Source organism: Bacillus sp. FS02 (assembly GCF_024398395.1).
GTDB classification, from domain to species: domain Bacteria; phylum Bacillota; class Bacilli; order Bacillales; family Bacillaceae; genus Bacillus; species Bacillus altitudinis.
The window spans coordinates 109584-121863 of sequence record NZ_CP074101.1 but is presented as its reverse complement, the minus strand read 5'-3'; the positions used below and the strand labels follow the sequence as shown (position 1 = coordinate 121863).

The following is a 12280-nucleotide window of genomic DNA, read 5'->3' as shown; positions in this document are numbered from 1 at the left end:
ATTTTGCCGTGAACCGTCCGTTAAAGACAAAACAAAAAACCCCTGTGAGCAGAGGTTTTCGTTTCTTTTATTGTCACACATATCAACTTTTCTAAAATCGTGCGGCATTTGTTTCTATCTTGAGATATCATTAGTTGGCTGAGTTTGAGTGTAAGTGTCGTTGATATTGTAAGAGGAGATGATCTAGCTGCTGGCTATGTTCGATGGTCACTGTTGATGTCATCCCATTATGCAAGACAACTTTCATCAGCTCTTCTCTTTTTTCTTCAATTTGAGTTAATAATGATGTTTTTACCAAAGTCATGTTCCTTTCATGCAAATCTTGATAAAAAGAATCGATTCTATTATATCCATTTTAAGGTTTATTTTCAAATTTAAAGGGTTTGGTATCTTGATGTCAAATTAAATTATATAAGGTTTTAAGAGATTAGACCATCTTTATTGAGGCGATGTAAAAAAAATGAAATGAATTTGTCATCTCTTATTGTATATTGTAAGAAGGAGGTGTTCTTTTGTCAGATTTGAATTACTTTTTAGCGTTTGGAGCAGGGTTTCTATCTTTTATCTCACCGTGCTGTCTGCCACTTTATCCAGCCTTTTTATCCTATATTACGGGCGTTAGTATAGATGAAGTGAAATCTGAGAAGGTGATGCTGAGAAGAAGAAGTCTGCTTCATACATTATTCTTTTTAATTGGGTTCTCTCTCATTTTTATTGCCATTGGATTTGGGACATCGTTTGTTGGGAAGTTTTTCATTGAATATCAAGATGCGATTCGTCAAATTGGTGCCATTCTCATTATTTTCTTTGGCTTTATGATTCTTGGTGTATTTCAGCCTTCTTTTTTAATGGGAGAAAAGAGGTTGCAGTTTAAAAATCGTCCAGCCGGTTTTTTTGGATCGATTCTCATCGGAATGGGTTTTGCTGCTGGTTGGACACCATGTACCGGCCCGATTTTATCAGCCGTCATCACACTTGCCAGCAACAAGCCAGAGTCCGCTGTGACCTATATGATTGCGTATGTATTAGGTTTTGCTATCCCGTTTTTTGTTCTTTCCTTTTTCATCACAAAAATGGCTTGGATCAGAAAGCGTCAGCAGCTCATCATGAAAACTGGCGGGATTATTATGATCGTAGTAGGGATCTTGCTGTTCTTTGATCTTCTGACATGGATCATTATTATGTTCTCATCATTATTTGGAGGATTTACGGGTTTTTGAAATCGTTTTCTACAGTCGCGGCGAATGGTTTTTTTTCGTCAATTGGAGTATATTATACATAGGCTGACCTTAAAGAATAAAGGAATGATTTGATATGATGATCATAATTTCTTCTATAGTGGCGGTATGTATGGCGGTAGCCGTCATGTTTATTCGCATTAAATCATCTGCAAAACCTGCAACCGCGAAAAAAATTATTTTACCTCCTATCTTTATGAGCACTGGTGCACTGATGTTTTTTGTGCCAATGTTTCAAGTAACTGGAGCTGAATTTTTAGAGGCGATTACTGTAGGGATGTTTTTCTCTATCTTTTTAATTAAAACATCGAAATTTGAAATTAGAGGCAATGAAATCTATTTGAAGCGTTCAAAAGCATTTGTGTTTATTCTCATTGGACTTCTTGTCCTTCGTATCGGAATGAAGACGATTTTAAGCTCTTCCATTGATTATGGTGCGCTTAGCGGGATGTTTTGGATTCTAGCCTTTGGCATGATTGTCCCTTGGCGGGTTGCGATGTATTTGTCGTTTAGAAAGATGTCTAAACAATTAGATGTGCAGCAGGCCCAAATAAATTAAACCTCCTTTTTAAAAAGGAGGTTATTTTAATAAAGATTCATATGGTGAATGGTCGATCTTTTTTTCTTGAAGGCGCTTTAGTAGAAATTTATGATCCCGCTTCGGTGTAGCGATAATATAGCCGCGAATGATTAAGTCTAAATTAATGCTGGCCGCTTGTTCTTTAAGTGCCAGCTCGCCAATTTTACCGGCGATTTTTTCTTTGGCGACATCTCTAAACAGCTCTGGAACCGGTAATACTAGCTCATTTAATAGCTGTTTGTCTTCATCGCGCCATAGGTGCAGGCTCTTTTGAATATATTCATCCTGCCAATCAAGCTCTGATTTCCCGTCTTCTTTCGGCAATCGTTTTAAAAACTTGCGAAACATAAAAAAGCCACCGATTGCTAGTAATCCAATCATCACTGTACCCCAAAATAAAATGAACCACAAAAACCAGCCGCTTAACATGTTCTCACTCCCTATATCCCTTCTCTCTACTCTATTTTACATGAAGGGAAGGTAGAAGAAAATAACAAAAATGTATGAGTTTTTTCTCTATAAACGCCTTTTTTGATCAAGAGGCGCCCATTTACTAGAATGACCCAAACCATTTAGTAGAAAAGGAATACATTATTGTATAGCGACTCTACTATTTGGCCATGGTGGTTCGCACAAGGTATTGACTTGAAACGAACGGAAGAGAGCCCGCCTGTATACAGGCGGGCTCTTAATGTTTGAAGTGCGGCATTTGAAAGGAAAATGCTCCGTCTTGACGATGGGCATCCTTTTTGATTTTGATTGATATGATTCTGTTTTCGTAATCTGTATCAATGTCTTTGTCATTCAAATAAAAAGGGAGCATGACACTTTTTTCAATCGGCTGTTCTCTTTCATCAATCAAATAAGCGAGGATGAGCTCACATCCGGAAAAGGTCAGTTTTAAATCAGTGATCGATAGGGTGGAGAGGTCGATCTCAATAATATAATCACGGCTCGTTTCATAAAGATCTATTGGGAGCTGTTCGTCATACCATGCAAAAGGATCGTCCATTAATACATTCAGCCAATCATCTATTTCAAGAAAATCAGAGGAATTCACTTGCTTTTCATTCTCCATAAACACTCCTCCATCACATCTCATAATAAATCATATGATAAAAGCTGAAATGTGTGAAAGACCTAAAACATCCCGTTTGGTCACGGGCTTTAGAGAAAATGTTTACATATCATGATGTGAATTGTGCTTTTGTCTTGTATGGTTGCGATTTTTCACTTTTTTACTGCCTGATAGTGGCTCAGGTTGCCCGCCTTGATGCTCTTTAGGAGAGTTTTGACGTATGTCTTTCCCAGTGTTTTTGTCCGTCATCATTTCTCACTCCTTTCTTATTGGTTTTTTTTACGCTTTTTATTGTTTTGCTTTTGTTCTTCTGTTAAAACGAGCTGATCATTTTCTATATAGCCTGCACCATTTCCTTGGCTTTTGGCTGCGTTCATGCCGTCAATGACATGATTTGCTTTTCTTTTTGTCATGTTCTATCACCTCAGCATTAGTATGAACCCGTGCTGCTCAGTTTATGAAGAGTAATCATTTCCTTATGATAAGCTAAACTTATTGAATTTAATAAAAGCATTGTTATTTACTTATGTATGAATTTGTTTTAAGATGAAATTGTGAGAAAATTGTGGTGAAATACGACGATTTTTCTGAGAATTGAAATTGATCTTGATCATCAAAAGGGGGATTTTGGACATGTCGAAACAGCAGCAAGTCGCTAAACAAGACGCTTTTCAATCTAGAAAAACGTTTTCGACAAATGGGAAAACGTATCACTATTATTCGTTAGAAGCACTAGAGAAACAAGGAATCGGAAATGTTTCTAAGCTGCCTTATTCCATTAAGGTACTTTTAGAATCAGTGCTTCGCCAAGTAGACGGTAGAGTGATCAAGAAGGAACACGTTGAAAACTTGGCAAAATGGGGAACTGCCGAGGTAAAAGAAATTGATGTTCCATTTAAACCTTCTCGTGTTATTTTACAAGACTTCACGGGTGTGCCAGCTGTCGTTGACCTTGCTTCTTTAAGAAAAGCAATGGCAGATGTGGGCGGAGACCCAGATAAAATCAACCCTGAAATTCCAGTTGACCTGGTCATTGACCACTCTGTACAAGTCGATAAAGCTGGAACTGAAGATGCATTAAACATTAACATGGATTTAGAATTCGAACGTAACGCAGAGCGTTATAACTTCCTTAGCTGGGCAAAGAAAGCGTTTAACAATTATCAAGCTGTTCCGCCTGCAACAGGGATCGTTCACCAAGTGAACTTAGAGTATCTTGCAAGTGTTGTTCATGCAATCGAAGAAGATGGCGAGATCATCACTTACCCAGATACATTAGTTGGTACTGACTCACATACAACAATGATTAACGGTATCGGTGTACTTGGATGGGGCGTTGGCGGTATCGAAGCAGAAGCTGGAATGCTCGGTCAGCCTTCATACTTCCCAGTACCAGAAGTTATTGGTGCTAAATTAGTTGGAGAGCTTCCAAACGGAACGACTGCAACTGACCTTGCATTAAAAGTGACACAAGTTCTACGTGAAAAAGGCGTAGTGAACAAGTTCGTCGAGTTCTTCGGACCTGGTGTTGCACAATTGCCGTTAGCAGATCGTGCAACAATTGCGAACATGGCGCCTGAATACGGTGCTACTTGCGGATTCTTCCCAGTAGATGAGGAAGCTCTTGCTTACCTTCGCCTTACTGGACGTGATGAAGAGCAAATTAATATCGTTGAAGAATATTCTCGCGCAAATGGCTTATTCTATACGCCAGATGCAGAAGAGCCAATTTTTACTGATGTTGTGGAAATTGATCTTTCTCAAATTGAATCAAACTTATCTGGTCCTAAACGTCCACAAGATTTGATTCCACTTTCTCAAATGAAAGAGACGTTCCATCAGCACATCGAAAGCCCAGCTGGTAACCAAGGGTTTGGCTTAGAAAAATCAGAGCTAGATAAACAAATCGAATTTGATCTAGCAAATGGTGAAAAAGCTGTGATGAAGACAGGTGCGATTGCGATTGCAGCGATTACGAGCTGTACGAATACATCGAACCCATACGTCTTAATCGGAGCAGGTCTTGTTGCGAAGAAAGCAAGTGAGCTTGGCATGAAGGTGCCAAACTACGTGAAAACGTCACTAGCGCCAGGTTCTAAGGTTGTAACAGGATACCTCGTGAACTCAGGACTTCTTCCATACTTAAGAGACCTCGGATTTAACATCGTTGGGTATGGCTGTACAACTTGTATCGGAAACTCAGGACCGCTTGAAAAAGAAATTGAAGATGCTGTCTCTGAAAATGATCTGCTGATCACTTCTGTTTTATCAGGTAACCGTAACTTCGAAGGTCGTATCCACCCGCTTGTAAAAGGAAACTACCTTGCATCTCCACCATTAGTTGTGGCTTATGCACTTGCTGGTACGGTGAATATTGATTTAACAAAAGATCCGATCGGTGTCGATAAAAATGGCGAGAACGTTTATTTCAATGACATTTGGCCATCAATGGATGAAATCAACAGCGTCGTGAAAAGCACTGTCACACCTGAGCTATTCCGTTCAGAGTATGAAACTGTTTTTGACAACAATGACCGCTGGAATGAAATTAAAACGACAGACGATGCATTGTATAAATGGGATGAAAATTCCACATACATTGATAACCCGCCATTCTTCGAAAACTTATCAGTTGAACCTGGTAAAGTTGAACCACTTAAAGGATTGCGCGTAGTGGCGAAGTTCGGTGATTCTGTCACAACAGACCATATTTCTCCTGCTGGAGCGATTGGTAAAGACACACCTGCAGGTAAATACTTGCAAGAAAGAGGCGTATCGCCTAGAGACTTTAACTCATACGGATCTCGCCGTGGTAACCACCATGTTATGATGAGAGGTACTTTTGCAAACATCCGTATTAAGAACCAAATCGCACCAGGAACAGAAGGCGGGTATACAACGTACTGGCCAACTGGTGAAGTGACATCGATTTATGATGCATGCATGCGTTATAAAGAAGATGGAACTGGTCTTGCGATCTTAGCAGGTAAAGATTACGGAATGGGTTCTTCACGTGACTGGGCTGCAAAAGGAACAAATCTTCTTGGAATTAAATTCGTTCTAGCGGAAAGCTTTGAGCGTATCCACAGAAGTAACCTTGTCTTCATGGGCGTACTTCCTTTACAGTTTAAAGACGGTGAAAGTGCAGAAACTTATGGACTAACAGGAACAGAAACATTCGAAGTAGATGTTGATGAAACAGTTCGTCCGCGTGATCTTGTCACTGTAAAAGCAATTGATACAGATGGCAACGAGAAAACATTTGAAGTAATTGTTCGCTTTGACAGTGAAGTCGAAATTGACTACTACCGCCATGGTGGTATCCTTCAAATGGTATTGCGTGAAAAATTGGCAAGCAACTAATAAAGCAAAGAAGAGAAGGCGCTTAGACAGCTTTCTCTTCTTTTTTAACATAGTGGAGGATCAATCATGTGGAAAAAAGGAATGGCAAGCGCTGTTTTACTTGTGTTGATTGGTTTACTTGCGTGGAATGTATTCGGACCAAAAGAACCTGCCATCGGTCTTGAAACTGGGGACAAAGCCCCTGATTTTGAGCTCAAAACCCTTGATGGCAAAACGGCATCGTTATCTGATTATCGAGGGAAAAAAGTACTCCTCAATTTTTGGGCGACATGGTGTAAGCCTTGCCGAACAGAAATGCCAGATCTAGATGCAATTAGAAGTGAAAATGACCAAGTTGAGGTACTAGCGGTGAATTTGACGAACACTGAAAAGAGTGTGGATCACGTCGCCTCATTTATTGATGAACTTAAGGTCAGTTTTCCTGTTTTATTAGATCAAAAAGGTATTCAAGCGAGATATCAGGTACTTTCCTATCCGACGACATACATACTAGATGAAAAAGGGCGTATCCTGTCTGTAAAGCATCAAATGCTCACAAAAAAAGAAATTGAAAAAGAGCTGGATCTATAATGATTCAGCTCTTTTTTGCTTATTTTCTAAATGTTTTGGCGAAAATGGTATGAACAGAGTGGAGGTGGTGATAGACATGAGAAGAAGAAAGCGCCGTACATTTGAAGAACTTGTGCTTGAAAATAAAAAAGAATTATTAAGCAATGAGGAATTTTTAAACCAGCTTGAAGAAAAGTTGGAAGAGCGATTTAGACAGAAATAAGTTATGATTTGTCCTTTTTCGTTCATCCTAAAGAAGAGGGAGGGATGAATGATGGGTAGAGAGCATGATAAACAAGCGCAGTTTACACCAGACCATTTAGGGACAAAACCTGTAGCATACAAACGAAATAAAGGCAAAAAGATGCATAATAAATCGAATGAACAGCCAGATGTGATACAGACGAAGGGCGAATAATAGGAGGGAAGCATGATGAATGACAAGTCATATCAATCCAATCCAGATGATCGTTCTGACAATGTTGAGAAGCTGCAGGATATGATCGAAAACACACTTGAAAATATTGATGAATCTGAAGCAGCAATGGGTCTTTCAACAGAGGAAGAAAAGCAGATGATCAAGCAAAAAAATGAAAACCGTAGAACAAGTATTGACGCAATGCGTTCTGAAATAAAGGACGAGGAAGCAGCAAGAAAGAGCGGTTACACTGAATAAACCAGGGATTCCTGGTTTATTTTATTGCCTCTTTTTAGAAGAACCATTTGGAATGTGGTAAAATGTCAGAGACGTTAGGTTTTGATAGGAGAGCGATGAAAACGTGTATGTATCTAAAAAAGAAATAGAAGTCCGTTATGCAGAAACAGATCAAATGGGCATTGTGTATCATGCCAACTATTTAATTTGGATGGAAGTCGGCAGAACAGCGTTAATTAAAGAATTAGGCTTTTCCTATGCCCAGTTAGAGGCAGACGGTGTCCTTGCACCTGTTGTCGATCTTCAGGTTCAATATAAGAAACCACTACTGTACGGTGAAACGGCTACAGTTCACACATGGATAGAAGAATATAACGGCGTGAAAACAGTGTATGGCTATGAAATACAAAAACCTGATGGACAAACGGCTATTACAGGGACCACCTCACATATTTGTGTGGACAAAGAAACCTTTAGACCGATTCAATTTAGAAAAGCTTTCCCTGCATGGCACAGCGTATACGAACAGTCCAAGAAGCAGGTTTGATTCATGGCATTTGGTATTAAAAGAAAGGATCTAAATGCTTGGAAATCAGCTGTTCGGCAAGGGAATGTGGCCTTTTTGACACACTATTGGCTTGATGACCGTTTTCCGCATGCGAATACTGTTACAAAGGCAGCCTGTCAGGATATGGAGCAATTAATCGCTTGGGGAAAAAAGCATGGATTAAAGAAAGAGTGGATTCATGTTCGCGAAGGTTTTCCTCATTTTGATCTCATCGGTGATTCGCAAAAACGGATTTTGCAAAAAGAGCGGTCATTAGGAAACATTCAGGAGTATGGACTTTATATTGAGTGATAAACAAAAAAGATACCCGAGGGATGAGGTATCTTTTTTGTTTATTCATAATGAAATTCTGGTTCTTTCACGGACTCGTTATAATCAATATGCAGATCATGGTTGTCAAAATACCAAATATCACTTTCTTCCACGAAGAAAGTAATGCCTTCTACTTCAGCGGTTGCGCCGGCATTTTGAGGTTCATCTTTTGCGACGCCGAGAGAAAAGCCTTTTTGTACATTACTGCACCCGCCATATCTGACAAAAAAGCGAACATGATCACCTTTTTCTAAATCCAGTTCATTCTTGTACCAATTGAGTGCATCATCTTTTATCGTTAATTTCAATGTGATCGCCCCTTTTTGAAGTCATGCTGTTTTTAAATGCAGGATGCAAAAACAGCTTTTCTTTACTTTTACCACATATTTAAATTGATGAAACGGCTAAAGCCATTTGATTTTCGGTTCAGTTTTGTTGAGAATTCGTTTGAGGTTGGCGATGTGTCTGAAGATCACAAAGCCAGCAAGAACAGCAACAACAATAATTAAAAATAGATCTTGGGTGAATATGCTGTAAATGAATGTGTAGATCCCAGTCAGCATAGATGATAATGAAACATATTTACTAATGTATAAAAATAAGAAAAAAGCAGCGATCATCGTGATAAATAAGAACGGGGCATAAAATAACAGCACGCCGCCTGATGTAGCGACCGCTTTTCCCCCTTTAAATTTTGCAAAGACAGGAAAGCTGTGACCGATAACAGCAGCAACTCCTGCTAATAAGGGATGAATGTCCAGTTGCATGAAAAACGGTAAAGCCGAAGCAAGAGTCCCCTTTAAAATATCAGCGGTGATAACGATCGACCCTGCTTTCACACCTAGTGTACGGAATGCATTCGTCGCACCTAGGTTCCCGCTGCCATGTTCACGGATATCGATTCCCTTTGCAGCTTTCCCGACAATGAGACCTGATGGAATACTGCCGAGAAGATAAGCCAAAATAAACATCAAAGCAATTAACATCTGCATAACTCCTTTATATTCTCCCTCTTGTCTTACATTTTAACATGATCTTATGAAAAACATGGCGATCTTTTTTTGAAAAAAACGATGGCCGATGAATTCAGCTTTGTTTTTAACAAGAAATTCGCTAAAATAGAAGAAAAGGAGTGTCTGGATGAATCATCCTTCAAAACAAGAAATTGGGCGTATATTAAAAAGCAGTAAGCGAATTGCAGTTGTAGGTTTGTCAGATCAGCCGCACCGAACGTCCTATATGGTTTCAAAAGCCATGCAAGATGCCGGTTATGACATCATTCCTGTCAATCCAACGATTGATGAAGCACTTGGGGTAAAAGCGGTCGCCTCTTTAAAAGACATAAAAGAGCCTGTTGATATCGTCAATGTCTTTAGACGTTCTGAGTTTTTGCCTGAGGTGGCGAAAGAATTTCTTGAAATAGACGCACCTGTTTTTTGGGCGCAGCAAGGCGTATATCATGAAGAGGCAAAAAGGCTGATTGAGGAAAATGGCAAGGTCGCCATCATGGACTTATGTATCAAAGTGGCTCATGCGATGACAAAAACTCATTAAATCGTCAAAAATCCTTGGTTTTTCAAGGATTTTTGCTTTTTTGTTGCAGAAATATATTTGCGATTCTAGAAGAAAGCGATAAAATAAGGCGACAGGGACCTATCGGTGACCTTGCATATCGAGAAAAAGAGCGATAAGATAAATATAGAACATTTGTTCTGTTTTGCTAAAACCATCATATGATTGCATTTGGCTTATGAAACAGTCTTGTTTATAATGGACTTCTAGTTCTGACTGCAGAATGTAGAACATTCTCATAACCGTGCAAAAGAGCATGTATCGCTGAATCACACATGCATGGTGATGATGCAGCTTATTAAAGTGGACAGTAATGAGCAGCATGATCATCATTAAAATCTAGAGAGATCATTGATGATTAGCCGGTTATGTTTGTTAGTGAAAGGGGATTAAGCATTTGGTTAAAAAGCAGCAAGTAGATTATAACGATGATTCTATTCAGGTGCTAGAGGGGCTTGAAGCCGTCCGTAAACGCCCAGGGATGTATATTGGATCGACGGATTCACGCGGTCTTCATCACCTTGTCTATGAGATTGTAGACAACTCTGTCGATGAAGTGCTCGCCGGCCATGGAGATCATATCATTGTCAAAATACATAAAGATAACAGCATTTCCGTCCAAGATAAAGGGCGCGGAATGCCTACTGGTATGCATAAGCTTGGAAAACCGACACCAGAAATCATTTTAACGGTCCTGCACGCAGGCGGAAAATTTGGTCAGGGTGGTTATAAAACAAGTGGTGGACTTCACGGGGTTGGGGCGTCCGTTGTGAACGCACTTTCAGAGTGGCTCACCGTGACGATAGAACGCGATGGATTTATTTATCACCAGCGCTTTGAACATGGCGGAAAGCCAGTCACATCACTTGAAAAAATCGGGAAAACGAAAAAGACCGGTACGCTGATTCATTTTAAGCCAGATCCAACGATGTTCAGTGTCACCACCTATAATTTTGATACATTATCAGAGCGTTTAAGAGAATCAGCCTTTTTATTAAAAGGGCTAAAAATAGAGCTGATTGATGAGCGCCATGATGTGCAGGAAACCTTTTATTATGAGACAGGTATTGAAGCGTTCGTTGCTTATTTAAACGAGGAAAAGGATGTACTTAGTGAAGTCGTTTCGTTTGAAGGCGAACATCAGTCCATTGAAGTCGATTTTGCCTTTCAATTTAACGACGGATATTCAGAAAATATTTTGTCGTTCGTCAATAACGTAAGAACCAAAGATGGCGGTACGCATGAGTCTGGTGCAAAAACGGCCATGACGAGAGCCTTTAATGAATATGCACGCAAAGTGACCCTTTTAAAAGAAAAAGACAAAAATTTAGAAGGTACAGATATTCGTGAAGGCCTGTCAGCTGTTATTTCTGTCAGAATTCCTGAAGAACTTCTTCAATTTGAAGGACAAACAAAAGGAAAGCTTGGAACGAGTGAGGCAAGGTCAGCTGTTGATGCCGTGATTTCTGAAAAATTGGCTTATTTTCTTGAAGAAAACCGCGAAACGGCGACACTGCTTGTGAAAAAAGCGATTAAAGCGCAGCAGGCAAGAGAAGCGGCTAGAAAAGCAAGAGAAGAAGCAAGGAGCGGCAAGAAACGAAAAAAATCTGAAGCAACACTCAGCGGAAAATTAACACCTGCTCAATCTAGAAACCCGGCAAGAAATGAACTGTATCTAGTAGAGGGCGACTCTGCTGGTGGATCAGCCAAGCAAGGACGTGATCGAAAATTCCAAGCGGTGCTGCCGCTTCGAGGAAAGGTCATTAATACAGAGAAAGCAAAGCTTGCGGATATTTTCAAAAACGAAGAAATCAACACCATTATTCATGCCATTGGCGGCGGGGTTGGTGTCGATTTTAATGTAGAAGACATCAATTATGACAAAATTGTCATCATGACAGATGCTGATACAGATGGCGCGCATATTCAGGTTCTATTGCTTACATTCTTCTACCGCTATATGAAGCCGCTCATTGAGCATGGCAAAGTATTCATTGCCCTTCCGCCTTTATATAAAGTTAGCAAAGGCTCAGGGAAGAAAGAAGTCATTGAATATGCTTGGTCTGATGAAGAAATGGATGACGTACTAAAGAAAGTTGGAAAAGGATATACGATTCAGCGCTATAAAGGTTTAGGTGAAATGAATGCCGACCAGCTATGGGAAACGACAATGAATCCAGAGTCGAGAACGCTTGTCAGGGTGAAGATCGATGATGCTGCACGGGTGGAGCGCCGCGTCACGACACTGATGGGTGACAAAGTAGAACCACGCCGTAAATGGATTGAAAAGAATGTCGCCTTTGGACTTGATGAGGAAAGCAACATTCTTGAAAATGAAAACTTGTCGCTAGCTGAGGAGGTTTAA

General features: G+C 39.9%; 18 protein-coding genes. 11 read left to right on the top strand and 7 right to left on the bottom strand.

The genetic code is table 11. From position 1 onward, the window contains the following. Nucleotides 1–130: 130 nt before the first annotated feature. Entirely contained in the window at nt 131–304 is a 174-nt protein-coding gene (locus KFQ09_RS00615) for an aspartyl-phosphate phosphatase Spo0E family protein (RefSeq protein ID WP_369810454.1), read from the bottom strand. 208 nt (nt 305–512) lie between these two features. On the opposite strand from KFQ09_RS00615, the gene KFQ09_RS00610 reads away from it, so the two are divergent. Both KFQ09_RS00610 and KFQ09_RS00605 read left to right on the top strand, forming a co-directional pair. After that, nucleotides 513–1220: a cytochrome c biogenesis CcdA family protein gene (locus KFQ09_RS00610; RefSeq protein ID WP_008343813.1), complete on the top strand. Its 708-nt coding sequence runs from the start codon at nt 513–515 to the stop codon at nt 1218–1220. Nucleotides 1221–1314: 94 nt separating this feature from the next. Beyond that, entirely contained in the window at nt 1315–1797 is a 483-nt protein-coding gene (locus tag KFQ09_RS00605; protein WP_039167726.1) for a CcdC family protein, read from the top strand. Nucleotides 1798–1818: 21 nt separating this feature from the next. On the opposite strand, the gene KFQ09_RS00600 is transcribed toward KFQ09_RS00605, so the two are convergent. The 4 genes from KFQ09_RS00600 to sspO all read right to left on the bottom strand — a co-directional run bounded on the left by KFQ09_RS00600 (nt 1819) and on the right by sspO (nt 3309). Next, complete coding sequence (locus tag KFQ09_RS00600; protein ID WP_007499335.1) at nt 1819–2247, bottom strand: DUF2621 domain-containing protein; 429 nt, start codon at nt 2245–2247, stop codon at nt 1819–1821. Nucleotides 2248–2506: 259 nt separating this feature from the next. After that, entirely contained in the window at nt 2507–2896 is a 390-nt protein-coding gene (locus KFQ09_RS00595) for an Hsp20/alpha crystallin family protein (RefSeq protein ID WP_025207398.1), read from the bottom strand. Nucleotides 2897–2998: 102 nt separating this feature from the next. Next, nucleotides 2999–3145 (bottom strand): small acid-soluble spore protein P, encoded by a 147-nt coding sequence (locus KFQ09_RS00590; protein ID WP_058337579.1) that lies wholly within the window; start codon nt 3143–3145, stop codon nt 2999–3001. Nucleotides 3146–3162: 17 nt separating this feature from the next. Then, complete coding sequence (gene sspO / locus KFQ09_RS00585) at nt 3163–3309, bottom strand: small acid-soluble spore protein SspO (RefSeq protein ID WP_017359581.1); 147 nt, start codon at nt 3307–3309, stop codon at nt 3163–3165. 220 nt (nt 3310–3529) lie between these two features. On the opposite strand from sspO, the gene acnA reads away from it, so the two are divergent. The 7 genes from acnA (at nt 3530) to KFQ09_RS00550 (ending at nt 8322) form a co-directional block, all read left to right on the top strand. Next, nucleotides 3530–6259, top strand: a complete 2730-nt coding sequence (acnA, locus tag KFQ09_RS00580) for an aconitate hydratase AcnA (RefSeq protein WP_216895950.1) — start codon at nt 3530–3532, stop codon at nt 6257–6259. A gap of 66 nt (nt 6260–6325) precedes the next feature. Next, a complete protein-coding gene (locus tag KFQ09_RS00575; protein ID WP_008343807.1) occupies nt 6326–6829 on the top strand; it encodes a TlpA family protein disulfide reductase in 504 nt (167 codons plus the stop codon). A 76-nt stretch (nt 6830–6905) separates the two neighbouring features. Continuing rightward, a complete protein-coding gene (locus KFQ09_RS00570; protein ID WP_003211002.1) occupies nt 6906–7031 on the top strand; it encodes an FbpB family small basic protein in 126 nt (41 codons plus the stop codon). Between the two features lie 51 nt (nt 7032–7082). Next, nucleotides 7083–7226 (top strand): acid-soluble spore protein N, encoded by a 144-nt coding sequence (locus KFQ09_RS00565; protein WP_008357830.1) that lies wholly within the window; start codon nt 7083–7085, stop codon nt 7224–7226. A gap of 15 nt (nt 7227–7241) precedes the next feature. Continuing rightward, nucleotides 7242–7484, top strand: a complete 243-nt coding sequence (gene tlp / locus KFQ09_RS00560; protein WP_017359579.1) for a small acid-soluble spore protein Tlp — start codon at nt 7242–7244, stop codon at nt 7482–7484. Between the two features lie 103 nt (nt 7485–7587). Continuing rightward, nucleotides 7588–8010, top strand: a complete 423-nt coding sequence (locus KFQ09_RS00555) for an acyl-CoA thioesterase (protein WP_008343800.1) — start codon at nt 7588–7590, stop codon at nt 8008–8010. A gap of 3 nt (nt 8011–8013) precedes the next feature. After that, nucleotides 8014–8322 carry a hypothetical protein gene (locus KFQ09_RS00550; protein WP_255835935.1) on the top strand — a complete coding sequence of 103 codons (309 nt, stop codon included), beginning with the start codon at nt 8014–8016 and terminating at the stop codon, nt 8320–8322. A 41-nt stretch (nt 8323–8363) separates the two neighbouring features. Here KFQ09_RS00550 and KFQ09_RS00545 read toward each other — a convergent pair whose 3' ends face one another. Both KFQ09_RS00545 and plsY read right to left on the bottom strand, forming a co-directional pair. Further along, entirely contained in the window at nt 8364–8651 is a 288-nt protein-coding gene (locus tag KFQ09_RS00545) for a HesB/YadR/YfhF family protein (RefSeq protein WP_008343795.1), read from the bottom strand. Between the two features lie 96 nt (nt 8652–8747). Then, nucleotides 8748–9329, bottom strand: coding sequence for a glycerol-3-phosphate 1-O-acyltransferase PlsY (gene plsY / locus KFQ09_RS00540; protein WP_008343794.1), 582 nt, complete (start codon nt 9327–9329; stop codon nt 8748–8750). 154 nt (nt 9330–9483) lie between these two features. Between plsY and KFQ09_RS00535 the strand changes: the two genes are divergently transcribed. Together KFQ09_RS00535 and parE are read left to right on the top strand one after the other, a co-directional pair. Further along, entirely contained in the window at nt 9484–9897 is a 414-nt protein-coding gene (locus KFQ09_RS00535) for a CoA-binding protein (RefSeq protein ID WP_007499324.1), read from the top strand. A 415-nt stretch (nt 9898–10312) separates the two neighbouring features. Continuing rightward, the gene (parE, locus tag KFQ09_RS00530; protein ID WP_007499323.1) at nt 10313–12280 is read left to right on the top strand and encodes a DNA topoisomerase IV subunit B; all 1968 of its coding nucleotides are present in this window, start codon (nt 10313–10315) and stop codon (nt 12278–12280) included.